The sequence below is a fragment of the Mesorhizobium sp. M00.F.Ca.ET.216.01.1.1 genome (assembly GCF_004010325.2).
Taxonomy (GTDB): Bacteria; Pseudomonadota; Alphaproteobacteria; order Rhizobiales; family Rhizobiaceae; genus Mesorhizobium.
On the sequence record NZ_SADR02000005.1, the window covers coordinates 22,573 to 46,147 of the forward strand.

At 63.3% G+C, this 23,575-nt stretch carries 26 protein-coding genes and 1 pseudogene; 18 read left to right on the forward strand and 9 right to left on the reverse strand.

The genetic code is table 11. The features are described from left to right. Positions 1-66 precede the first annotated feature (66 nt). Genes ccmD through EN859_RS08470 form a run of 3 tightly spaced genes read left to right on the forward strand, consistent with a single transcriptional unit; the run spans position 67 to position 1,872 of the window. The gene (gene ccmD / locus EN859_RS08460; protein WP_127852906.1) at positions 67-234 is read left to right on the forward strand and encodes a heme exporter protein CcmD; all 168 of its coding nucleotides are present in this window, start codon (positions 67-69) and stop codon (positions 232-234) included. Next, positions 231-806 (forward strand): DsbE family thiol:disulfide interchange protein, encoded by a 576-nt coding sequence (locus tag EN859_RS08465; RefSeq protein ID WP_127852907.1) that lies wholly within the window; start codon positions 231-233, stop codon positions 804-806. The genes ccmD and EN859_RS08465 overlap by 4 nt, the downstream gene beginning before the upstream one ends. A gap of 22 nt (positions 807-828) precedes the next feature. Beyond that, entirely contained in the window at positions 829-1,872 is a 1,044-nt protein-coding gene (locus EN859_RS08470) for a DUF2332 family protein (protein ID WP_127852908.1), read from the forward strand. An 87-nt stretch (positions 1,873-1,959) separates the two neighbouring features. Here EN859_RS08470 and EN859_RS08475 read toward each other — a convergent pair whose 3' ends face one another. After that, positions 1,960-2,127, reverse strand: coding sequence for a hypothetical protein (locus EN859_RS08475; protein WP_127852909.1), 168 nt, complete (start codon positions 2,125-2,127; stop codon positions 1,960-1,962). 247 nt (positions 2,128-2,374) lie between these two features. Between EN859_RS08475 and EN859_RS08480 the strand changes: the two genes are divergently transcribed. Continuing rightward, positions 2,375-3,292 carry an SMP-30/gluconolactonase/LRE family protein gene (locus EN859_RS08480; protein ID WP_127852910.1) on the forward strand — a complete coding sequence of 306 codons (918 nt, stop codon included), beginning with the start codon at positions 2,375-2,377 and terminating at the stop codon, positions 3,290-3,292. Between the two features lie 118 nt (positions 3,293-3,410). Beyond that, entirely contained in the window at positions 3,411-3,809 is a 399-nt protein-coding gene (locus tag EN859_RS08485) for a hypothetical protein (RefSeq protein ID WP_127852911.1), read from the forward strand. 87 nt (positions 3,810-3,896) lie between these two features. Here EN859_RS08485 and EN859_RS08490 read toward each other — a convergent pair whose 3' ends face one another. The 8 genes and pseudogenes from EN859_RS08490 to EN859_RS08525 all read right to left on the reverse strand — a co-directional run bounded on the left by EN859_RS08490 (position 3,897) and on the right by EN859_RS08525 (position 11,097). Further along, entirely contained in the window at positions 3,897-4,427 is a 531-nt protein-coding gene (locus tag EN859_RS08490) for an NADPH-dependent FMN reductase (RefSeq protein ID WP_127852912.1), read from the reverse strand. A 42-nt stretch (positions 4,428-4,469) separates the two neighbouring features. Next, positions 4,470-5,090 carry a pyridoxamine 5'-phosphate oxidase family protein gene (locus tag EN859_RS08495; protein WP_127852913.1) on the reverse strand — a complete coding sequence of 207 codons (621 nt, stop codon included), beginning with the start codon at positions 5,088-5,090 and terminating at the stop codon, positions 4,470-4,472. A 10-nt stretch (positions 5,091-5,100) separates the two neighbouring features. After that, positions 5,101-5,769, reverse strand: coding sequence for a septation protein A (locus EN859_RS08500; RefSeq protein WP_127853166.1), 669 nt, complete (start codon positions 5,767-5,769; stop codon positions 5,101-5,103). A 60-nt stretch (positions 5,770-5,829) separates the two neighbouring features. After that, the gene (gene ftsY, locus EN859_RS08505; protein ID WP_127852914.1) at positions 5,830-7,536 is read right to left on the reverse strand and encodes a signal recognition particle-docking protein FtsY; all 1,707 of its coding nucleotides are present in this window, start codon (positions 7,534-7,536) and stop codon (positions 5,830-5,832) included. A 12-nt stretch (positions 7,537-7,548) separates the two neighbouring features. Continuing rightward, the gene (mtaB, locus tag EN859_RS08510; RefSeq protein WP_127852915.1) at positions 7,549-8,862 is read right to left on the reverse strand and encodes a tRNA (N(6)-L-threonylcarbamoyladenosine(37)-C(2))-methylthiotransferase MtaB; all 1,314 of its coding nucleotides are present in this window, start codon (positions 8,860-8,862) and stop codon (positions 7,549-7,551) included. Further along, positions 8,862-9,746: a diaminopimelate epimerase gene (gene dapF, locus EN859_RS08515; RefSeq protein WP_127852916.1), complete on the reverse strand. Its 885-nt coding sequence runs from the start codon at positions 9,744-9,746 to the stop codon at positions 8,862-8,864. Before dapF ends, mtaB begins: the two co-directional genes overlap by 1 nt. Positions 9,747-9,819: 73 nt before the next feature. Further along, a complete protein-coding gene (locus EN859_RS08520) occupies positions 9,820-9,981 on the reverse strand; it encodes a DUF1328 domain-containing protein (protein WP_127853167.1) in 162 nt (53 codons plus the stop codon). A gap of 65 nt (positions 9,982-10,046) precedes the next feature. Continuing rightward, positions 10,047-11,097 (reverse strand): annotated as a pseudogene (locus EN859_RS08525) (MBL fold metallo-hydrolase). Between the two features lie 255 nt (positions 11,098-11,352). Between EN859_RS08525 and EN859_RS08530 the strand changes: the two are divergent. From EN859_RS08530 to EN859_RS08580, 13 genes are all read left to right on the forward strand, one after another. Then, complete coding sequence (locus EN859_RS08530) at positions 11,353-11,895, forward strand: protease inhibitor Inh/omp19 family protein (protein ID WP_127852917.1); 543 nt, start codon at positions 11,353-11,355, stop codon at positions 11,893-11,895. Positions 11,896-11,918: 23 nt separating this feature from the next. Next, positions 11,919-13,118 (forward strand): cell division protein ZapE, encoded by a 1,200-nt coding sequence (gene zapE, locus EN859_RS08535; protein WP_127852918.1) that lies wholly within the window; start codon positions 11,919-11,921, stop codon positions 13,116-13,118. A gap of 318 nt (positions 13,119-13,436) precedes the next feature. After that, positions 13,437-13,565, forward strand: coding sequence for a hypothetical protein (locus EN859_RS40230; RefSeq protein WP_281015599.1), 129 nt, complete (start codon positions 13,437-13,439; stop codon positions 13,563-13,565). Further along, positions 13,562-13,918 (forward strand): hypothetical protein, encoded by a 357-nt coding sequence (locus EN859_RS38025; protein WP_189501775.1) that lies wholly within the window; start codon positions 13,562-13,564, stop codon positions 13,916-13,918. Before EN859_RS40230 ends, EN859_RS38025 begins: the two co-directional genes overlap by 4 nt. 186 nt (positions 13,919-14,104) lie before the next feature. Beyond that, positions 14,105-15,073 carry a malate dehydrogenase gene (gene mdh, locus EN859_RS08545; RefSeq protein ID WP_127852919.1) on the forward strand — a complete coding sequence of 323 codons (969 nt, stop codon included), beginning with the start codon at positions 14,105-14,107 and terminating at the stop codon, positions 15,071-15,073. Between the two features lie 32 nt (positions 15,074-15,105). Continuing rightward, complete coding sequence (sucC, locus tag EN859_RS08550) at positions 15,106-16,299, forward strand: ADP-forming succinate--CoA ligase subunit beta (RefSeq protein ID WP_127852920.1); 1,194 nt, start codon at positions 15,106-15,108, stop codon at positions 16,297-16,299. Positions 16,300-16,303: 4 nt separating this feature from the next. Next, positions 16,304-16,675 (forward strand): cupin domain-containing protein, encoded by a 372-nt coding sequence (locus EN859_RS08555; RefSeq protein WP_127852921.1) that lies wholly within the window; start codon positions 16,304-16,306, stop codon positions 16,673-16,675. A 2-nt stretch (positions 16,676-16,677) separates the two neighbouring features. Further along, positions 16,678-16,827, forward strand: coding sequence for a hypothetical protein (locus tag EN859_RS38030; RefSeq protein ID WP_189501777.1), 150 nt, complete (start codon positions 16,678-16,680; stop codon positions 16,825-16,827). Positions 16,828-16,856: 29 nt separating this feature from the next. Continuing rightward, complete coding sequence (gene sucD, locus EN859_RS08560) at positions 16,857-17,759, forward strand: succinate--CoA ligase subunit alpha (protein WP_127852922.1); 903 nt, start codon at positions 16,857-16,859, stop codon at positions 17,757-17,759. Positions 17,760-17,894: 135 nt separating this feature from the next. After that, positions 17,895-20,882, forward strand: coding sequence for a 2-oxoglutarate dehydrogenase E1 component (locus EN859_RS08565; RefSeq protein WP_127852923.1), 2,988 nt, complete (start codon positions 17,895-17,897; stop codon positions 20,880-20,882). Positions 20,883-20,913: 31 nt separating this feature from the next. After that, positions 20,914-22,248, forward strand: coding sequence for a 2-oxoglutarate dehydrogenase complex dihydrolipoyllysine-residue succinyltransferase (odhB, locus tag EN859_RS08570; protein WP_127852924.1), 1,335 nt, complete (start codon positions 20,914-20,916; stop codon positions 22,246-22,248). A 43-nt stretch (positions 22,249-22,291) separates the two neighbouring features. Further along, on the forward strand, positions 22,292-22,813 hold the full coding sequence (locus tag EN859_RS08575) for a hypothetical protein (protein ID WP_245525509.1): 522 nt from the start codon (positions 22,292-22,294) through the stop codon (positions 22,811-22,813). Next, entirely contained in the window at positions 22,810-23,565 is a 756-nt protein-coding gene (locus EN859_RS08580) for an SDR family oxidoreductase (protein WP_127852925.1), read from the forward strand. Before EN859_RS08575 ends, EN859_RS08580 begins: the two co-directional genes overlap by 4 nt. The last annotated feature ends 10 nt before the right edge of the window (positions 23,566-23,575 follow it).

Genomic DNA, 23,575 nt, shown 5'->3' on the forward strand with positions numbered 1-23,575 from the left:
AAGGCATATGAGCGAACGAAGCGGCGTTATCGCATTGAAGTGTTGCGTGCTCGCGGAGCGGGTCGCGTGAGCGTGCATGCGCTCTATGTTACCGCCGCCTATGCCATCACGGCGGTGGTGCTGGCCGGGCTGATCGGCTGGATCCTCATCGACCAACGCGCGCGCAAGAGAGAGCTCGCCGAACTGGAAGCGTCCGGCGTGCGCCGGCGCTCCGACAAGGCGGGGAAATCATGAGCACGCAAACCGGGACACCGGCACGCGGGCGGCGCCTGATCGTGCTTTTGCCGCTGCTGATTTTCCTCGTCCTGGCCGGGCTGTTCCTGGCTCAGTTGCTGTCCGGGCGCGACGTTTCGGAAGTGCCGTCGGCGCTGATCGGCCTGCCGGCGCCGCAGACAAACCTGCCGGCGCTGGAGGGCACCAACCTGCCGGGGCTCGATTCCAGGCAGTTCGCCGGCAAGGTCACGCTGGTCAACGTCTTCGCATCCTGGTGCGCACCGTGCCGGGAAGAACATCCGGTGCTTCTGGCCCTGTCGCAGGACAAGCGCTTTGTCATGGCTGCACTGAACTACAAGGACCAGCCGGAAAACGCGCGCCGGTTCCTCGGCGACCTCGGCAATCCATACCAGGCGATCGGCGTCGACGAGGCTGGCCGCGCGGCGATCGACTGGGGCGTCTACGGCGTGCCGGAGACTTTCGTCGTCGGCAAGGACGGCAAGATCGCCTACAAGCACGTCGGCCCGCTGACGGCGGATTCGGCTGAGACGCTGCTTTTGCCGGAGATCAAGAAGGCTCTGGCCAAGCCCTAATCGATCGAGTCGGAGGTCATTGATGAGCGAAGAAAACATCCGCTCACATTTTCTCGGACAGGCCAAAGCTTGCGATGTGCTGGGATCACCCTTCACGGCAAGACTATGCCGGGTGCTGGCAAGGACTCTGGACGCAAGCACGAAAACCGGACGGGCCATTCTCGGCTGGCCGCGTAATGCGCGCGCCGATGCCGTTGCGCTGCGGCTGTGCGGTGCGCTGCACGCGCTGGTGCTGACCGGCGCCGACGACGGGCTAGCTGGCGTCTATCCACCCAACGATTCGAGCGAGGACCAGATTGCGGCGGTGCTGGCGACAGCGATCGCGCGATCCGACGCGCGGATCGTTGCCGGCCTTGGCAATGCGCCGCAGACCAACGAAATAGCGCGGTCGGCCATGCTTTTGCCCGGCTTGCTGACAGTGGCGCGGGAGGCCGACCTGCCGCTCGACCTTTGCGAAATCGGCGCCAGTGCCGGGCTGAACCTTTTGTTCGACCGGTTTCACTATCGCTATGGGGATGCCGAATGGGGCGATGCGGCTTCGCCGGTCAGACTGATGCCGGAGGTGCGGGGCAATTTGGTTGCGCTTGAAGGGGCGCTCGCGGTTCGCCACCGCGTCGGTTGCGACATCGCGCCGATCGATATTGCCGACACAGCGGCGCGGCTGCGACTGCGGTCCTATGTCTGGGCAGATCAGACGGCCCGGCTTGCTCGGCTCGATGCCGCATTGTCGATCGCGGAACAGTTTGCACCATCGCTGGTCAAAGCGGATGCGGCGGATTTCGTCGAGAAGGCGCTGGCGAGGCGAGAGCGCGGGAGCAACTTCGTGCTCTACCATTCCGTCATGTGGCAATATTTGCCCGAACCGACGAAGGCGGCGATCACGGCCCGCCTAGAGCGGGCTGGAAGTTCGGCCACAAGCCGCATGCCTGTCGCGTGGTTGCGCATGGAGCCGCTGGCGATCAACGACCCCTTTGCCACGCTGTCACTCACCCGGTGGCCAGGCGGCGCCACGCGTCACCTTGCCCGTTGCGACTATCATGGCCGCTGGATCGAATGGATCGGTTGAACCGATCAAACGGTTCCAGTTGCGCATGATCTTGTCCGAAAAGTCTGCAACTTTTTACTGCGCTGACCTTCGGGATCAGGCGCCGGCTCAGCCGTAGATCTGCTTGCGGACCTGGTAGAGCATTTCGCTGCGGTCGGCACGCATGTCGGCCAGATCGCGGCTGGTGAAGCTGTCGATTTCGGCGACGAGGCGGTTGTAGTGCTTGCGCTTGGCAATGCTTGCACGAGCGCGGGTCATGAGGCTGTCGAGGATCATAGCAAGGTTCCTTCTGTGCCGCATTGGCGGCGGATTGTTCCTCCCTTGATCGATACGGAGCATGACATAGTAATGGTGCGTTGCAAAAAGAAGATGTTGCAATGCACCATTGCACTGGACGCATAGCCGGTTAACAGCGCCCTAACCTATTGTTTCGGTGAAGCGGCGATATCGATCTTGCCATATCGGTCGCCGGCTGGCTTGATCGCGCCGACAATGCCGATCTGGGCCAACTGGGAGGGAAACCATGGCTGCCGCCGACTACGAAATTCTTGATCCGCGCTTTGCGCGGCTGTTCAACAGCAGCGCGCAAGTGGAAAAGCTGTTCACCGGGTGCCGGTGGGCGGAAGGGCCTGCCTGGTTCGCGGCCGGCCGCTATGTGGTCTGGTCCGACATCCCCAACAACCGCATGCTGCGCTACGACGAGACCGACGGCAGCGTCAGCGTGTTCAGGCAGCCGTCCGGCAATTCCAACGGCAACACCGTCGACCGGCAGGGCCGCATGGTAAGCTGCGAGCATTCGGGCCGCCGTGTCAGCCGCACCGAGCACGACGGCTCCGTCATCACCATCGCCGACACATGGCGCGGCAAGCGGTTGAACTCGCCGAACGATGCGGTGGTGAGGTCCGACGGCTCGATCTGGTTCACCGATCCGAGCTACGGCATCGACACCGACTATGAGGGCGACAAGGCCGAGAGCGAGATCGGCGCCTGCCACGTCTACCGGGTCGATCCGGGCAGCGGCGAGGCAGAAGCCGTGATCACCGACATGGTCAGGCCCAATGGGCTTGCCTTCTCGCTCGACGAGAGCAAGCTCTACGTCGCCGATACCGGCCGCACGCATGGCGCTGAACACCCGGCCCACATCCGGGTGTTCAATGTCGGCAAGGGCGGCAAGAAGGTTTCCGGCGGAAAGTTTTTCGCCGATTGCACGGCCGGCCTGTTCGACGGTTTCAGGCTCGACGATCAGGGGCGCATTTGGACCAGTGCCGCCGACGGCGTCCATTGCTACGATCCGGACGGGACGCTGATCGGCAAGGTCAAGGTGCCGGAAGTCGTCGCCAATTGCGTGTTCGGCGGCAACAAGCTGAACTGCCTCTACATCGCCGGCACGACCTCGCTCTACATGGTCCGGCTGATGGTCAACGGCGCCAGGACTTTTTGAGCGCCTGCCGGAGAGCGATCGTTCCTTGACAACGGTTTGCCGTGTCAAGGTGTCATCTTGATCCCTCCGGTGGCTAATGATCGTTAACTGACGTTTTGTCGAGTCCGGCGGAGTCTAGATGACCGGCACTGTCCTGCGATTTGTAACGCACTCGACGCACCCGCCCTTCGGCCACCGCAGCGGGATATTCAAAGTGGCGTATGGCCTTAGTAGAGCCCTTCCGGCCACAACCTCATGCGTCGAAGAACTTGCCGAGCAGCTGATCTGGTTCGAGAATAATATGGCAAAATCGACACGGTTCTCGACATCGCGTCATCCTCGCGCGCAGGGGACGGCGATTTCGTGGGTCAAGGCCAGCGCTCACGAGCATGTCCGGAGATTGCGCTTGCTTGTCGCTCTCGTTGAAGAGGCGGGCCACGTCCAGATCGATGAACTTAGAACGGAGCGTCCGGGCTACATCGTATTCGAGGACAATCACCAGGTGGTCGCGTTGCCTTTCGCTGACACTCCGCGCTAAAGAACCGCTATCCACCCTTTGTAGACCATCCTCGGCAGCAAATTGCGTGACCAGAGCGTCTCTGGTCGCCTCGTTAGACCATCCAACTCAACCGCGGATGAAGCCGGCAAAGGCCGAAACCGCCTCGCGCATCTCCAGGCGGTTTGCAGGCTCCGCCAGGATTTCTGCCACTTCCGGCGGCTTCTTGCCGACCAGGGCGATCTCGAGCGCTGCTTCTTCATAAAGCGCGAAAGACATGGTGCGCATGACCTCGGCCAGCGCCTCGCGGGCGAACAGCGAGCGCGGCGAGGCGTGCACCAGCATGGCCGGCTTGCAGACGGCGGCGTCGCGCGACACCAGCCAATCGAGCGCGTTCTTGAGGCCGCCTGGCACGCCATGGGCATATTCCGGGCAGGAGACGATGACGCCGTCGGTGTCGGTGACAGCGTCGATCAGCCTGGAGGCCTCCGGCGGCGTCCGTTCGCCTTCGTCATCGGGGTTGAAGATCGGCAGCCGGCCAAGCCCGTCATAGACGGTGATACGGCAGACGGGCGGTGCGTTTTGCGCCAACGCCGCGAGCAACGCCGAATTGGTGGAGGCGGCCCGCAGGCTGCCGGAGATGGCGAGGATTTCGATCACGGGAAGCGCGGAGCCGGGTACGAGAGAATCGTGCCTGAAAACCTACCACAAGGTCTTCTGATAGTCCTTGTCCAGCGATCGATCGATGTCGCCGGCGCTCTCGGCGAGCGCCAGCTGGTCGCGCAGGATTTCGCCCAGCGTCGGCAGCATCGCGCGGTCGTACCATGTCTCCGGTTTCCACAGTTCGGAGCGCATGAAGGCCTTGGCGCAATGCATGTAGGCGACCTTGACCGTCACCACGACAATGCTTTGCGGCTGCTTTCCGTCGACCGCGAGTTTTTCGCGCAAACCTGGATCAATGGTTATGCGAGCATCGCCATTGACGCGCAGCGTCTCGTTCATGCCCGGAATGAGGAAGAGCAGCCCGACCGACGGGTTGAGAAGGATGTTCTCCAGCGTATCGAGACGGTTGTTGCCGGGCCGGTCGGGGATGGCGATGGTCTTGTCGTCGAGCACGGCGGCGAAGCCAGGCTTGTCGCCCTTCGGCGTCACGTCGGCATTGCCGGCGCCGTCGGACGAGCCGATCAGCACGAACGGGCTTTTAGCGATGAAGGAGCGGCAGTGGCCGTCGAGCGCCTTCAGTTCCTTGCGGATGGAGCCGTCGGTCGGCCGGGGCGTCTTGTAGATCGTCCTCAGCTGTTCGCGCGTCGCCAGGAATTCCATTCCCGTCCCCCTATTTGCCGGCCTTCTCTTCTTTTCCGGCCTTGTCCTCGAGCGTATGGCGCAGGATCAGCGGCATCTGGCTGAAGGTGAACAGAAGCGTGATCGGCATGATGCCCCAGACCTTGAAGGTAACCCAGGCGTCGGTGGAAAAATTCCGCCAGACAACTTCGTTGACAAGGGCCAGGAACAGGAAGAACAGCCCCCAGCGGAAGGTGAGCTTTCGCCAGCCTTCGGCGTCGAGACTGAAGGCCGATTCGAAGACGTATCCGAGCAGCGACTTGCCGAAGAACAGGCCGCCGAGCAGCACACCGCCGAACAGCGTGTTGACGATGGTCGGCTTCATCTTGATGAAGATGTCGTCCTGCAGATAGAGCGTCAGCGCTCCGAAGATGAAGACGACGACACCAGACACCATCGGCATGATCGGCAAGGTGCGGGTGAGCAGCCAGGAAGCGATCAGCGCAACTGCGGTCGCGGCCATGAACAGGCCGGTGGCGACGAAGATCGGTCCGCCGAATTCGGCCAGTGCCGGAATTTTCTGCACCAGCCATCCGCCACGCGCGTTGGCAAAGAAGAAAACCAGCAGCGGGCCGAGCTCCAGCACCAGCTTGAGCAGTGGATTGACGCCCTCCTTCTTCTGCTTCTGCGGATCGGACGGGTCGCGTTCGAGGATGTTCATAGGTTCCTTCTTACGCATGATCTGATCCAAAAAGTCTGCAACTTTTTGGGATCATGCTTGTTAGGCCACTCCAGCGATCGCCCTGGCGAATTCGCTTGCCGAAAAGGGTTCGAGGTCGTCGACCTGTTCGCCGACGCCGATGAAATAGACCGGCAATTTGTGCTTTGCCGCGATCGCCACCAGAATACCGCCGCGCGCCGTGCCGTCCAGCTTGGTCATCACCAGGCCGTTGACGCCGGCGACATTGCGGAAGATCTCGACCTGGTTGAGCGCGTTCTGGCCGGTTGTGGCATCGACCGTCTGCAACACGGTGTGCGGGGCTTCCGGATCGAGCTTGCCCAGCACACGGACGATCTTCTCCAGCTCGGCCATCAGCTCGGTCTTGTTCTGCAGCCGTCCGGCGGTATCGATGATCAGCACGTCCGAGCCGGCCTCTTTTGCCCGTTCGAAGGCGTCATAGGCGAGGCCGGCGGCATCGGCGCCGAGCTTCGAGGCGATGACCGGCGACTTCGTGCGCTCGCCCCAGATCTTCAGCTGCTCAATCGCGGCAGCGCGGAAGGTGTCGCCGGCGGCGAGCATCACCGACAGGCCGCCATCGGTCAGCTTGGCCGCCAGCTTGCCGATGGTCGTGGTCTTGCCGGTGCCGTTGACGCCGACCACCAGGATGACATGCGGCTTGTGGCTGAGATCGAGTTCCAGCGGCATGGCGACGTGGGTCAGCACCTTCTCCACCTCGGTCGCCATGATGGCGCGGACTTCGGTGTCGGAGACATCCTTGCCGTAACGGCTGGCGGCCAGCGCATCGGTGACGCGCAAGGCCGTCTCAATGCCGAGGTCGGCCCGGATCAGCACATCCTCCAGATCCTGCAGGGTGTCCTCGTCCAGCTTGCGCTTGGTGAAAACGCCGGCGATGTTGCCCGACAGTTCCCTGGAAGAGCGGGCAAGCCCCTCCTTCATACGCTGGAACCACGAGCGTCGATGGGCCGGCTCGGGCGCCTTCTGCGGTTCGGCCTTTTGCTCGACCTTTTTGGTGACGGTTACCTTGCCGGGGGCGGGAGCAGGTTTCGGCTCCGGCAAAGGTTGCGGCACGGCTTGTGGTTCGGGCGCGATGTCATCAAGGATCGGCTGCGTCTCGACCGGCGCGGGCTGGCGAATAGGGGGCGCGATTTCAGCCGGAGGAGCTTCAGGCTCAGGTGCTGCCGGCGTCACGTCAGCGGGCGGCGCCGAGTCTTGCGCATGTTCGCGCCACCCCTCACCCTTACCCTCTCCCCGTGAAGGACGGGGTGAGGGGGGCGTCGGCGTTGGGGCTTCTTCTTCGACGCTTTCAGAAAGAGGCTCGGCCTTACGATCCGGCACCTTCTCCCCGTCTCTATACGGGGAGAAGGTGCCGGCAGGCGGATGAGGGGCAGGGCCACGCTCTGATGTCGGCACCTCCGGGGGCGCCGGCTGGGGAGCGGCCGGGATCTCCTCGGGCGCAGGAGTTTCCGGTTCCGGCGGCTGCGCTTCCTCGACTGGAGAAGCCGGCGGCGGTGCTTCCGGCTCCATCGCCGGCGCGGCTTCCGCCTCCGGCTCCACAACCGGCGCAACCGCCGTCTCGGGCTTCGGCTCCTCGCGCTTCGAAGACTCCGGAGCGGCCTGCTCGGCGGCCGGTTTCAGCGCCTCCAGCGCGTCCCATTTGATCGGCGGCAGCGGCGCGGTTTCGTCGACCCGCTCCTCGACGACTTCCTTCTTGCCGAACGAAAATATCTTCTTGAAAAATCCAGCCATGCTTTGCGTTTCTCAGGCGGCGCGGGCGGCAAGCGGCGCGGCGATCAGGCGGGCGCCGTCGTGGCCGGTGATATCAGCCTCGACGATGTCGCCCGGCGCGCCTGTGGAGACCGCGGCCAGCGTGAATCCCTCAGTGCGGCCAAGCCCATCACGCTCCACCAGGATCGACTGGCGCGTTCCCGCGAGCGCGGCCAGATGGCGGCGGTATGCGGCCTCGCCGGCGGCACGCAGCCGTGCGGCGCGCTGCTTGACGACCTCGCGACGAAGCTGCGGCATGCGCGCGGCGGGCGTACCCTCGCGCGGCGAAAACGGGAAGACGTGCAGATGCGTCAGCCCGCACTCCTCAACGATTTCCAACGAATTTTCGAACATCTCGTCCGTCTCGGTCGGGAAGCCGGCGATGATGTCGGCGCCGAAGACGATGTCGGGGCGAAGCCTGCGCACGTCCTCGCAGAAGCGGATCGACTGCTCTCGGTTGTGCCGGCGCTTCATCCGCTTCAGGATCATGTCGTCACCCGACTGCAGTGACAGATGCAGATGCGGCATTAGCCGCGGCTCGCTGGCGATGGTTTCGAGCAATTCGTCGTCGGCCTCGATCGAATCGATGGAGGACAGGCGCAGGCGCTTCACGTCAGGCGCCTGCTTCAAAATGGTCTTCACCAGCCTGCCGAGCTTCGGGCTGCCCGGCAGGTCGGCACCGAAACTGGTCATGTCGACGCCGGTCAGTACGATCTCGGCGTAGCCGTTGCCGCACAGCCGTTTGACCTGCTCGATCACGGCACCCATCGGCACCGAGCGTGAATTGCCGCGGCCGTAGGGAATGATGCAGAAGGTACAGCGATGGTCGCAGCCGTTCTGCACCTGAACGAAGGCGCGCGCACGGCCCTCGATGGCGTCGACCATGTGGCCGGCCGTCTCGCGCACGGAAAAGATGTCGTTGACGCGCGCCTTCTCAGTGTCGTTGACGCCGAAATCCGGCAGCGCACGATAGGAATGCGCCTTCAACTTCTCCTCGTTGCCAAGCACGAGATCGACCTCGTCCATGGCGACAAAATTCTGCGGCCCGGTTTGCGCGGCGCAGCCGGTGACGATGATGCGGGCCTGCGGGTTGTCGCGGCGGGCTTTACGGATCGACTGTTTGGCCTGGCGCACCGCCTCGCCGGTGACGGCACAGGTGTTGAAGATGATGGCGCCGCCTTCCAGCGCGCCGAGGCCGGCACTTTCCGCCTCGCGACGCATCACCTCGGACTCATAGGTATTCAGCCGGCAGCCGAAGGTGACGACGTCAATACCCTTGGAGACGGACCCCTTGGAGAGAGGCGCCATCAGGCGGCGCTCTCGGTGTCGCGGGCCCACACGCCGGTCGACGGTTCGAAACTGCCGGAAAATTCCCATTCGGCAGCACCGGTGAGGATGACGTGGTCGTCGCCGCGCCACTCGACATGCAGCGAGCTGCCGCCAGGCGTCATCAGCGTGACGCTGCGGCCAGTCCGCTTGGTACGAGCTGCAGCGACCACCGCGGCGCAGGCGGCTGTGCCGCACGCCTTGGTCGGGCCGGCGCCGCGCTCCCAGGTGCGGATGACCATGGTTTCGGGCGAGGTCACCTGCGCGATGGTGATGTTGGCGCGCTCGGGAAAGATCGGGTGGTTCTCTAGCAGCGGACCGAAGCGCTCGAGCTCGTAGGACCAGACGTCGCGGTCGACCCAGAAGATGGCGTGCGGATTGCCCATTGAGACGACCGACGGCGAATGCAGCACCGGCGCATCGATCGGGCCGATCTGCAACTCGATCATACGGGTGTCGCGGAATTCCTCGGCCAGCGGGATATCCTGCCAGCCGAAACGCGGCTTGCCCATGTCGACCGAGATCAACCCGTCGGCATGTTCCTCGGCGTTGAGAATGCCGGCGACGGTCTCGAAGGCAAACGACTTCTGGCCGGTCTCGGCGGCGAGCGCCTGGACGACGCAGCGCATGCCGTTGCCGCAAGCCTGTGCTCCGGAGCCGTCGGAATTCAATATCTCGATGAAAAAGGCCGTGCCCGGCGTCCTGGCGTCGTGGATCGCCATGATCTGATCGAATTTCGTCGCGGCATCGGCATCAAGCGCAAGGGCCGCCGCCGGCGTCACCCGATCGGCGCGACCGCGCATGTCGGCAACAATGATCTCGTTGCCGATGCCGTTCATCTTGGCGAAAGGGGCAGTGCTTGCCATCGATCGAAAGGTCTCTTGCCAGTTTGGCGCCTATATGGCGGATACCGGCCGAAATTACCAGTGCGGGGCGCATTTAGGTAACCGTAAACACACCCAGCACCATCAGCAGGAAGACGATCAGAACGATACCGATGAGAATACGAACGCCCGTGGCGGCAGCTCCTGCCAATGCCGGCATGCCGAGCAAGCTCGCAGCCGCAGCGACGATCAAAAGAATGACAATCCATCTGAGCATCGAAAATACCTCGCGGCCGGTGGATTTGAAACGGTCCACGCTGCAGCCGGCAGATTGGAACCGACCTACAAACGTGTTTGCAATGCCTTGGGTTCCGTTGGCCGGCTGTCAGTCTGGACCGCCGGCACGTCCCAGGCCTCGCCGGGAAGCAGGGCGCGAAAGCGCTCCCGAGGGACTTCCTGATGATCGAGCGCCTCGGCAAGCTTGCGGACCGGCTCGTCCACCGGCTCGTTGGTAAGCCGGAAAGTGCCCCAGTGGCAGCCGGCGGCATAGGCGGCATTGCACAAAAGCATGCCCTGCACCGCCTCATCCGGGTTCTGGTGATGCGGCTCCATGAACCAGCGCGGTTCGTATCGGCAGGATGGCGACGCGGAAGCGGCCATGTTTCTCGGCCATCAGCCGGTAGTTGATGCCGTCGTGGAAACCGGTGTCGCCGGCAAAATAGACTTTGCCGGCGGGTGTTTCGACCACGAAGCCCGCCCACAGCGCCATGCGCCGGTCGCGTGCGCCGCGCGCCGACCAGTGATGCACCGGCTCGACATGGATGGCGACGTCTTCGCCGACGTCGAAGCGGTCGCCCCAGTCGTGCGCCGACACTCGCATGCCGGCAACGGCGTCGTCGATGATGGCGTCGTTGCCGAGCGGGGTCACCACCAGCGGATCGTGCCTTGCCTTCAGCCGCCTCAACGTGGCGACGTCGAGATGGTCATAGTGGTTGTGGCTGACTAGTACGAGGTCGATCGGCGGCAGTTGGGAAAAGGCGATGCCCGGCGGATTGACGCGCTTTGGCCCGGCAAAGGAGAGCGGCGAGACGCGCGGCGACCAGACAGGATCGGTGAGGATATTCAGCCCGGCCGTCTGGATCAGCAGCGTGGAGTGGCCGACCATGGTGACCCGCAGACCTGGGCCGTCGATCCGCGCTGCCGGTCTTGCCGGCGCAAACGGGCTCGGATTTGCCGCCGGCCATTTCGAGCGTTCGCCGCCAAGCTGCCATTTCAAAAGATCGGCGAAGCGTCCCGGCGGCTTGCCGTTGGGGTTGAAGAACAAGGTGCCGTCGAAATGATCGCTGGGCGGGCCGCTATAATAGCGATTGGCGGCTCTTTTTCTCGCAGCCAAGTTTTCATCTCCCGCAGAATTCTGTTTCCTCAGAGATAGAGCCGAAGCCGGCTGGCGCAAGCATTTGGCCGCCGAACCCCAGGGGCCGAGAGGCTATGTAGGTTGCGTCTGGCCGCTTGATCGCGATAAATTTGCAACAATCTTGCTGCAAACCGTATTTTAACCATATCGGGTTGAAATTTTGCCACCTTCTCCATCTTGGTGAGGGGAGATTGTGCGGATGGCACCCCCCAGCCGAATCCGACGGAGGTTGTAATGAATTTTTCGAAGACCGGCCTGGTGGCCGTATCGCTGGCTGCGCTTGTTGCAAGCGGCTGTTCAACCTCGCGCTTTTCGTCGATGGACTCGGAGCAGCCGGCACCGCTGGAAGCCGCGCCCGCCGGCAAGGTGACTGCGAACCAGCTGCCGCCACCAGCGTCGCCCGGAACCACCGACCCGTCGCAATTCCCGACGGCGCCGCAGAATGCCCAGGTGGCCGCGTTGCCGCCGGACGGTACGGCTCCCGCCGGAGCAGCGGACCTGACGGCGACCAGCGTCGCCGGCGTATGGACCGCCAACGTTTCCGGCCAGAGCTGCAAGGTGGCGACGCCGCAGACCAAATTCGGTTCCGGCTATCGCGCAGGACCGCTGCACTGCCCGGCGCCGATCGACGGCATCAAATCCTGGAACGTCGCCGGCAAGCAGCTGACGCTCTACGATGAGAATGGCGGCACGCTGGCGCGGCTCTATTCCTCGGGCGGCGAGAAATTCGACGGCCAGACTTCCAACGGCCTGCCGATCTCGCTTACAAGAGGCTGATCCGCTCGATAACGAAGTGACCGATGCATCTGCGTGACGGCCTCCAGACCCATGCGACCGTCAGGCAGCGCTACGACCATCTGGTCGAGACCGGAACGATCGCGCGCGATCCGGCGCAGGAGCGGATCGCCGCCGCACTCGACCGGTTGATCGATGAGATCTCGGTAAAGCGGCTGGCGCAGAAATCGAGCGCGCTGGGCTGGCTATTTGCCCGCAGGCGCCAAGCGCAGGAGGCGGTCAAGGGCCTCTACATCCACGGCGGCGTCGGCCGCGGCAAGACCATGCTGATGGACATGTTCTTCGAGCTGCTGCCGGTCAGGCGCAAGCGCCGCGTGCATTTCAATGACTTCATGGCCGACGTGCAGGACCGCATCCAGAAGCACCGGCTGGCGCGCAAGAACGGCGACGTCAGGGAGGACGACCCGATCCCGCCGGTGGCCCGAGCCCTGGCCGACGAAGCCTGGGTGCTGTGCTTCGACGAGTTTTCCGTAACCGACATCGCCGATGCGATGATCCTTTCCAGGCTGTTCTCGGCGTTGTTTGGCAGTGGCGTGGTGCTGGTCGCCACATCCAATGTCGCGCCGGAGGATCTTTATCGCGACGGTTTGAACCGCCAGCTTTTCCTGCCTTTCATCGGTATCCTGGAACGGCACGCGCAGGTGCTCACCCTCGACGCCGACAAGGACTACCGCCTCGACAAGCTCAGCCGCATGCCGGTCTATATCACCCCGGCGGATACCGCCGCCGATGCCGTCCTCGACGAGGCCTGGGAGGTGATGACGCATGGCCGGCCGACGACCGAGACGGCGCTGACGGTGAAGGGCCGGCAGGTGGTGGTGCCGCGCGCGGCCGGCGAGGCGGCACGTTTTTCCTTCGCCGATCTTTGCGAAAAGCCGCTCGGCGCCCGCGATTTCCTGGCCATTGCCGGCCGCTTCTCGACCGTCTTCATCGACCATGTGCCGGTGCTCGGCGAGGGCAAGCGCAACGAGGCGAAGCGCTTCATCCTGCTGATCGACACGCTCTACGACCATCATGTGCGGCTGGTGCTGAGTGCCGCGGCACCACCGGCGCAGCTCTATGCGGCCAGGCGCGGCAACGAGGTCTTCGAATTCGAGCGCACGGTATCGCGGTTGATGGAGATGCAGGGCCACGAATGGCTGGAGGATTGGGTGGAGAGGCAGAAGGAACGGACGGCCGCTGAAGCGCAGCGGGCACAGGCGTAGCCACCATGCGTTCGTCATCCTGGATCGCCACATTTTCCTCCCTGTCACGGAATGGATCCCAGGGTCTCCGCGACGTCGCTTCGCTCCTGCTCCGCCATAGGATTGTTTGGGAAGGATCGGGTAGTTTGGCGGCCGGAACTGCGGGCTCACAAACAAACCCGCAGTTCCGGCGGCAGGCGACCGTCCCTAGGATCGGGCAGCACCCGACGTCACCAGGGTCCCTGCCGTCTTGTCCGCCATCGCTTGGAGAGTTGATTGGGCTGCTGGCCTGCCGCCACGCCCGCAAACAATCCGAAGCCTTATAAGGATAGCATCGGCATGGCCTTCCTGCACCAACAACCACGTCTTTGCCTTGGCCTCGACATCGCCAAGGACACCATCACCGCTTCCGACGGCGCCACCACCCGCATCATCGCCAATCAGCGCCGTGCGATACGTGCTTCTTGAAGAGCCGCAAACAAGCGGACCTTGTCGTCTGCGAACCGACTGGAGGCCATGAAGGCCTGGTGCTCGAAGGGTGCCTGCGCGCCGGCATTGCCTGCCATCGCGCCGATACGCTCAAGCTCAAGAGCTTCATCCGCTCCTTCGGCACTCTCGGCAAGAGCGATGCCATCGGCAAGTGCTGCGATCATGAAATGACCTGGCGAGGCGAGATAGGCGGCCAGCCTGTCAGCCCTCACCGGCTGGTCGAACACGTCCCCGGCGGCCTGCGTCACAAGGGCGGCATCGCATGGAAACAGCCTCGATCGTCATTGTGTAAAATTTCCCAAGTCGGCTTATCAATTTTGACGTTTACGTAATTCCCATTGTTTCTAACCGATTGAAATTATTCACTCCAAAATAATCGTTTGAAAATTATTTCCGCCGGGGCTATTGGGTGCGGCGAAATCTCGCGGGTTCCCGCATCGTTCCGGCCTCCTTCCTCGGCGCTATCAAGTCGTTAAAGATTTGGGCGCCGTCACAGTCAAAAGGGAAAACATCCTGACATGGCACGCAACAAGATAGCGCTCATCGGCTCGGGCATGATCGGCGGCACGCTCGCCCACATGATCGGCCTCAAGGACCTTGGCGATGTGGTGCTGTTCGATATCGCCGAAGGCATCCCGCAGGGCAAGGGGCTCGATATCGCGCAGTCGTCGCCGGTCGATGGGTTCGACGCCAGGCTGACCGGCGTCAACGACTATGCCGGCATCGAGGGCGCCGATGTCTGCATAGTCACGGCCGGCGTGCCGCGCAAGCCGGGCATGAGCCGCGACGACCTTCTGGGCATCAATTTGAAGGTCATGGAACAGGTCGGCGCCGGCCTCAAGAAGTATGCACCGAAAGCCTTCGTCATCTGCATCACCAACCCGCTCGATGCCATGGTGTGGGCGCTGCAAAAATTCTCCGGCCTGCCGAAGAGTCATGTCGTCGGCATGGCCGGCGTGCTCGACAGCTCGCGTTTCCGCTATTTCCTGGCCGAGGAATTCAAGGTGTCGGTCGAGGATGTCACCGCCTTCGTGCTTGGCGGCCATGGCGATTCCATGGTGCCGATGATCCGCTATTCGACGGTCGCCGGCATCCCGCTGCCGGACCTCATCAAGATGGGCTGGACCTCGAAGGACAAGCTCGACCAGATCGTGCAGCGCACCCGCGACGGCGGCGCCGAGATCGTCGGCCTGCTCAAGACCGGCTCGGCCTATTATGCGCCGGCGGCCTCGGCGATCTCGATGGCCGAAGCCTATCTCAAGGACAAGAAGCGCGTGCTGCCGTGTGCCGCGCATCTCTCGGGCCAGTACGGCGTCAAGAACACCTATGTCGGGGTGCCGGTGGTGATCGGCGCCGGCGGCGTCGAGCGCGTCATCGAAATCGACCTCAGCAAGAGCGAGCAGAAGATGTTCGACAGTTCGGTGGCGGCGGTGCAGGGTCTTACCGAGGCCTGCGTCAAGATCGCTCCGCATCTCGCCTCGAAGTGATCCCGCAGTAGATTGATCTGGAGATATCGAGCATGAATATCCATGAATATCAGGGCAAGGCGCTGCTGAAGAGCTTCGGCGCACCGGTTGCCGAAGGCGTGCCGGTGTTCCAGGCGAGCGAGGCGGAAGCCGCCGCCAAGGCGCTGCCCGGCCCGCTTTACGTGGTGAAGAGCCAGATCCATGCCGGCGGCCGCGGCAAGGGCAAGTTCAAGGAGCTTTCGCCCGATGCCAAGGGTGGGGTGCGGCTGGCGAAGTCGGTGGCCGAGGTCGTTGCCAACGCCAACGAGATGCTTGGCCACACGCTGGTCACCAAGCAGACCGGCCCGGCCGGCAAGCAGGTCAACCGCCTCTACATCGAGGACGGCGCCGACATCGAGCGCGAGCTCTATCTGTCGCTGCTGGTCGATCGCGCGGTCGGCCGCATCGCCTTCGTCGTCTCGACCGAGGGCGGCATGGACATCGAGGCGGTCGCCCATGACACGCCGGAAAAGATCATCACCGTCGCCATCGACCCGGAAAAGGGCGTGACCGCGGACGATTTGAAAAAGCTCAACGGCGCGCTGAAGCTCGACGGCGACGCCGCCAGGGATGGCGACACGCTGTTTCCGATCCTCTACAAGGCCTTCGTCGAAAAGGACATGAGCCTGCTCGAGGTCAACCCGCTGATCGTCATGAAGAACGGCCAGTTGCGCGTGCTCGACGCGAAAGTGTCATTCGACAACAACGCGCTGTTCCGCCACCCCGACGTGCTAGAGCTGCGCGACACCACCGAAGAGGACGAGAAGGAAATCGAGGCGTCGAAATACGACCTCGCCTATGTCGCGCTCGACGGCAATATCGGCTGTATGGTCAACGGCGCCGGCCTGGCCATGGCGACGATGGACATCATCAAGCTCTATGGCGCCGAGCCGGCCAACTTCCTCGATGTCGGTGGCGGCGCGTCGAAGGAGAAGGTGACGGCGGCTTTCAAGATCATCACCAAGGATCCAGCGGTCAAAGGCATCCTGATCAATATCTTTGGCGGCATCATGAAGTGCGACATCATCGCCGAAGGCGTCATCGCCGCGGTCAAGGAAGTCGGGCTGCAGGTGCCGCTGGTGGTGCGGCTGGAAGGTACCAATGCCGAGCTCGGCAAGAGGATCATCAACGAGAGTGGCCTCAACGTGGTCTCTGCCGACGACCTCGACGATGCGGCCAAGAAGATCGTGGCGGCAGTAGAGGGCTGATCCGGTGCCTCCGCACAAGATAAACCTGGTCGAGGCGGCGGATGCGAAGATCAGACGAGTCTTCGATCCGCACATCGCCGGTGACGTCAACGACTCCCAGGTCAAGATCGCCAAGTTCGGCGAAATCTTCGACTGGCACGCGCATGACAACGAGGACGAAGCGTTCCTCGTGCTGCGCGGCCGCATCGCCATCGATTTCCGCGACGGCACGGTGGAACTCGGCAGCGGCGAGTTCATCGTCGTGCCGCGGGCCGTCGAACACCGTCCGCGCTCGCTGAGCAAGGAGCCGGTGGTGCTGATGTTCGAGCCGGCGACGACGCTGAACACCGGCAATGCCAAGAGCGACCTCACTGTCGCCGACTTGAAGCGGCTCTGACAATGAACGCGGTGCCGCCCTTTTCGCTTTCCCATGATTTCAATCCGGACGATAGCTACCTGGAATTTCGCGCGGCCGGCAGTGAAGCTTGGCAAGACATGATGAGCGGCGCCTACCGGCGCGTCTCGCCTCACTCGATCAACGGTTTGTAAAAGATCAACGGTTTGTAAAAAGGGCCACCATGTCCATTCTCGTCGACAAGAACACCAAGGTGCTCGTGCAGGGCCTGACCGGCAAGACCGGCACGTTCCACACCGAGCAGGCGTTGGCCTATCACGGGACAAAAATGGTCGGCGGCATCCATCCCAAGAAGGGCGGCGAGACGTGGATCGGCGCCAAGGGGGAGAGCCTGCCGATCTTTGCCACCGTCGCCGAAGGCAAGGCAAAAACCGGCGCCAACGCTTCGGTCGTCTACGTGCCGCCGGCAGGTGCGGCCGAAGCGATCCTGGAAGCGATCGAAGCCGAGATCCCGCTGATCATCTGCATCACCGAGGGCATCCCGGTGATCGACATGATCAAGGTCAAGGCGAGGCTCGACCGCTCGACATCGCGGCTGATCGGCCCGAACTGCCCCGGCGTGCTGACCCCCAACGAATGCAAGATCGGCATCATGCCCGGCAACATCTTCCGCAAGGGCTCGGTCGGCGTTGTTTCCCGCTCGGGAACGCTTACCTATGAGGCAGTGTTCCAGACCACCAATGTCGGCCTCGGCCAGACCACCGCCGTCGGCATTGGCGGCGATCCGGTCAAAGGCACGGAGTTCATCGACGTGCTCGAGATGTTCCTCGCCGACGACGAAACCAAGTCGATCATCATGATCGGCGAGATCGGCGGCTCGGCCGAGGAAGACGCCGCGCAATTTCTCAAAGACGAGGCCAAACGCGGCCGCAAGAAGCCGATGGCCGGCTTCATTGCCGGCCGCACGGCGCCGGCGGGCCGCACGATGGGTCATGCAGGCGCGGTCATCTCCGGCGGCAAGGGCGGCGCCGAGGACAAGATCGCGGCGATGGAATCGGCCGGAATAAGGGTTTCGCCATCGCCGGCCCGGCTCGGCACGACGCTGGTCGAGGCGATCAAGGGTTAGTGAATGGTGAGTAGTGAATGGTGAGGAACGGATGAGAGGCAGTGCAAACGAGGGAAGTCCTCTTTTTCTACGCACTACGAACTATTCACTATTCACTCTGAAAAGGAGACGGAGCACAGGCTCCGCTAAAGAGACATGGCAAGACAAGATCAGGCCAACGACCAATTTTCGCTTACCTCTTTCCTCTATGGCGGCAATGCCGACTATATCGACGCGCTCTATGCCGCCTATGAGGATGACCATGAATCGGTCAATCCCGAATGGCAGGACTTCTTCGCGGCGCTGAAGGACGACGCCGGCGACGTCCGCAAGAATGCCAAGGGCGCCTCCTGGACCAAGCCCTCATGGCCGCTGCAGACCAATGGCGAATTGGTGTCGGCGCTCGACGGCAACTGGGGCGTCGTCGAAAAGCACCTGGAAAAGAAGGTCAAGGACAAGGCGGTCATCAACGGCGTCGCCCTTTCCGACGCCGACGTGCACCAGGCGACGCGCGATTCCGTCCGTGCCATCATGATGATCCGCGCCTACCGCATGCGCGGTCACCTGCACGCCAATCTCGATCCGCTCGGCATTGCCAAGCCGCTCGAGGACTACAATGAGCTGTCGCCGGAAAATTACGGCTTCACCGCCGCCGACTACGACCGGCCGATCTTCCTCGACAATGTGCTCGGGCTCGAATTCGGCACCATCCGGCAGATGCTCGACATCCTGGCCCGCACCTACTGCTCGACGCTCGGCGTCGAGTTCATGCATATTTCCGATCCCGAGGAGAAGGCCTGGATCCAGGCACGCATCGAAGGCGCCGACAAGGAGATCACCTTCACCGCACCCGGCAAGAAGGCGATCCTGCAGAAGCTGGTCGAGGCCGAAGGTTTCGAGCAGTACATCGACATCAAGTACAAGGGCACCAAGCGCTTCGGCCTCGACGGTGCAGAGGGGCTGATCCCGGCGCTGGAGCAGATCATCAAGCGCGGCGGTCAGCTCGGCATGAAGGAGATCGTGCTCGGCATGGCGCATCGCGGCCGGCTGAACGTGCTGTCGCAGGTGATGGCCAAGCCGCACCGCGCCATCTTCCATGAGTTCAAGGGCGGCTCGGCGGCGCCCGACGAGGTCGAGGGGTCGGGCGACGTGAAGTACCATCTCGGTGCCTCCTCGGACCGCGAGTTCGACGGCAACAAGGTGCATCTGTCGCTGACCGCCAATCCCTCACACCTGGAAATCGTCGATCCGGTGGTGATGGGCAAGGCGCGGGCCAAGCAGGACTATCTGTTCGGCCGCAGCCGCGAGGAGATCGTGCCGCTCGAGGAGCGCGCCAAGGTGCTGCCGCTGCTCCTGCATGGCGATGCAGCCTTCGCCGGCCAGGGCGTGATCGCCGAGATCCTCGGCCTGTCCGGCCTGCGCGGCCACCGCGTCGCCGGCACGCTGCATTTCATCATCAACAACCAGATCGGCTTCACCACCAATCCGCGTTTCTCGCGCTCGTCGCCCTATCCGTCGGATGTGGCCAAGATGATCGAGGCGCCGATCTTCCACGTCAACGGCGACGACCCGGAAGCCGTGGTCCATGCCGCCAAGGTGGCGATCGAGTTCCGAATGAAGTTCCACAAGCCGGTGGTGGTGGACATGTTCTGCTACCGCCGCTTCGGCCACAATGAGGGCGACGAGCCGGCTTTCACCCAGCCGATCATGTATCGCAGCATCCGCAGCCACAAGACGACGGTGCAGATCTATGCCGACCGACTGATCGGCGAGGGCCACATCACCCAGGCCGAATTCGACAACATGAAGGCCGACTGGCGGGCACACCTCGAATCGGAATTCGAGGTCGGCCAGCACTACAAGCCCAACAAGGCCGACTGGCTGGACGGCGCCTGGTCCGGCCTGCGCACGGCCGACAACCAGGACGAACAGCGGCGCGGCAAGACCGCCGTTCCGGTCAAGACGCTGAAGGAGATCGGCAAGAAGCTGACCGAGGTGCCGAAGGATTTCGAGGCGCACAGGACGATCCTGCGGTTTCTCGAGAACCGCCGCCAGGCAATCGAGTCGGGCGAAGGCATCGACTGGTCGACGGCCGAGGCACTGGCGTTCGGCGCCATCCTGCTCGACGGTAATCCGGTCCGGCTGTCGGGGCAAGATTCGGAGCGCGGCACGTTCTCGCAGCGCCATTCCGTGCTCTACGACCAGCGCGACGAGACACGCTACATCCCGCTCAATAATTTGTCGGCCGCGCAGGCCGGTTTCGAGGTCATCAACTCGATGCTGTCGGAAGAGGCCGTGCTCGGCTTCGAATACGGTTACAGCCTGGCCGAGCCGAAGGCGCTGACTCTATGGGAAGCACAGTTTGGCGACTTCGCCAACGGCGCCCAGGTGGTGTTCGACCAGTTCATCTCGTCGGGCGAGCGCAAGTGGCTCAGGATGTCCGGCCTCGTCTGCCTGCTGCCGCATGGCTATGAAGGACAGGGTCCCGAGCATTCGTCGGCGCGTCTCGAGCGCTTCCTGCAGCTTTGCGCCGAAGACAACATGCAGGTGGCCAATGTCACGACGCCGGCAAACTATTTCCACATCCTGCGCCGGCAGTTGAAGCGGGACTTCCGCAAGCCGCTGATCCTCATGACGCCGAAGTCGCTGCTGCGCCACAAGCGGGCGGTATCGACGCTGCCGGAGATGTCGGGCGAAAGCGCGTTCCACCGGCTGTTGTGGGACGACGCCCAGCTGCTTCCCGGCCAGGCGATCAAGCTGGTCAAGGATTCGAAGATCCGCCGTGTCGTGCTCTGCTCGGGCAAGGTCTATTACGACCTCTACGAGGAGCGCGAGAAGCGCGGCATCAACGACATCTACCTGCTGCGTGTCGAACAGCTCTATCCGTTCCCGGCCAAGGCGCTGATCACCGAACTGTCGCGCTTCCGCAACGCCGAGATGGTGTGGTGCCAGGAGGAGCCCAAGAACATGGGCGCCTGGTCGTTCATCGATCCGTATCTCGAATGGGTGCTGGCGCATATCGATGCCAAGCATCAGCGGGTGCGCTACACCGGCCGGCCGGCCTCGGCGTCGCCGGCGACCGGATTGATGTCGAAGCACCTCGCCCAGCTTGCTGCCTTCCTCGAAGACGCGCTCGGCGAATAGAACTCCAGAAGAGACAGAACGGACAGGCACAATGGCTACCGAAATCCGCGTCCCCACTCTCGGCGAATCCGTCACCGAGGCGACCATAGGCAAATGGTTCAAGAAGGTAGGCGATACGATCGCAGCCGACGAGCCGCTGGTCGAGCTCGAAACCGACAAGGTGACCGTGGAAGTGCCGGCCGCCGGTGCGGGGACACTGACCGAAATCGCCGTCAAGGAGGGCGAGACGGTCGAGGTCGGCGCGCTGCTGGGGACGATTTCTGCCGGCGACGGTGCAAAGGCGGCACCACCTGAACCTGCGAAGGCGGCGACACCTGAACCGGCAAAGACGCCAGCGCCCGAACCGAAGCACGGAGCGGTGTCGCAAGCCTCGGCGCCGACCGCCGCATCGACCACCAAGCAAGCCGCGGCCGAGACCGCCAAGATCGCCGGCGACGCCGGAGCGATCGAGGTACGCACCATGCCGCCGGCGCCGGCGGCGGCAAAGCTGCTCGCCGAAGCCAATCTCGCGGTCGACCAGATCTCAGGCTCCGGCAAGCGCGGCCAGGTGCTGAAGGGCGACGTGCTCGATGCGATCTCCAGAGGAGCGCCGTCGCAGCCGGCCGAAATGCCGAGGTCGGTGCCGGCGCCGGCCACTGCTCGCGCGCCGACCCCGGCCGATGACGCATCGCGCGAAGAGCGGGTGCGCATGACCAAGCTGCGCCAGACCATCGCGCGCCGGCTCAAGGAAGCGCAGTCGACCGCCGCCATGCTGACCACCTTCAACGAGGTCGACATGAGCGCGGTGATGGCGCTCAGGACCAGATACAAGGATGTGTTCGAGAAGAAGCACGGCGTGAAGCTGGGCTTCATGGGCTTCTTCACCAAGGCGGTCACGCATGCGCTGAAGGAAATTCCTTCGGTCAATGCCGAGATCGATGGCACCGACATCATCTTCAAGAACTATGCCCATATCGGCGTCGCGGTCGGCACTGAAAAGGGCCTCGTCGTGCCGGTGGTGCGCAATGCCGACCTGATGTCGATTGCCGAGATCGAGAAGGAAATCGGCAGGCTGGGTCTTGCGGCGCGCGACGGCAAGCTATCGGTCGCCGATATGCAGGGCGGCACCTTCACCATCTCCAATGGCGGCGTCTACGGCTCGCTGATGTCGACGCCGATCCTCAACGCGCCGCAGTCGGGCATCCTGGGCATGCACAAGATCCAGGACCGGCCGGTGGTGGTCGGCGGCCAGATCGTCATCCGGCCGATGATGTACCTGGCGCTCAGCTACGATCACCGCATCGTCGACGGCAAGGAAGCGGTGACCTTCCTGGTTCGGGTCAAGGAGAGCCTGGAAGATCCGGAACGCCTGGTGCTCGACCTCTAGGGTTTGATTCGAGGTGAGCCGGAGAAAGGATCTGCGCCACCGCATGACGACCAGTTCCTCTCGCCTTCGGTCAAAAGTGTTCCTCGCAGCGACGTGCTGGGTTGGCGTTGCGCTGACGGCACCGGCAGCTTTTGCCGCCTGCCCGCTCGAGCACGCGGTCTATGGCGATCGCGAAAACGCGGCCACCATCGACTTCAGGCCGACCATGGAATCTGCAACCGTCACCAACACGTTCAGGATGGCGCTCGACAAAGGTGTCGTGCTGGACGGCATCGTCATGTGGACGGAGGGCGTGGCGCGGCCGCATGGCTCGCTGATGTACAAATGCCCGACTGGCGACGTCACCGGCGATGAGCTAGACGCCTGCACCGTCTGGGAGGGCGTCATCTACAGTGCCGACGACAAGGGCAATATCGCATTGCTGCCGGCCGAAGGCGCGGATGCCCCTAAGACATTGATCTTTCCCGACCTCGGGCCATCCTTGCAGATGTCGGCGGCCTACGGCGCCAGCGGGTTTTCGAAGGTGCCGTGGGACATCTTTGCCTTGAAAGGCTGCCAGGAATGAGCAAGAGCAAAAAAGTGCTGCTGGTCACTGGCGGCGGCCGCGGCATCGGCGCCGCCACATGCAGGCTTGCCGCCAGGGCGGGATACCGTGTCGCGGTCAACTATGCGTCGAATGAGGCTGCTGCCACGGCGCTTGTCGAGGCAATCGCCCAGGCTGGCGGCGAAGCGCTCGCCATCAAGGGCGATGTCGGCAGCGAAGCCGACGTTCTGTCGATGTTCGAAACCATCGATCGCGCCTTCGGTCCGCTTGACGCGCTCGCCAACAATGCCGGCGTCGTCGACCAGAGGGCGCGTGTCGACGAGATGAGCGCAGCACGGCTGGAGCGCATGATGCGCATCAACGTCATCGGCTCCATGCTGTGTGCCCGCGAAGCGGTGAAGCGCATGTCGACCAGACATGGCGGCAAGGGCGGCGCCATCGTCAATATCTCTTCGATTGCTGCAAGACTTGGCGGACCGGGTGAGTATGTCGACTACGCCGCTTCGAAGGGGGCGATTGATTCCTTCACCATAGGCCTCGCCCGCGAAGTCGCCGGCGAAGGCATTCGCGTCAACGCGATCAGTCCAGGCATCATCGACACCGAAATCCACGCCTCCGGCGGCCAGCCGGACCGCATCGAGAGAATGCGCCGCGTCGTGCCCATGCAACGCGCGGGCACTGCTGAGGAAATTGCCGCCGCAGCTCTCTGGCTTCTGTCGGACGAGGCGTCCTATACGACGGGCGCGAATTTGGAAGTGGGCGGCGGCCGCTGAGCGCCAGACG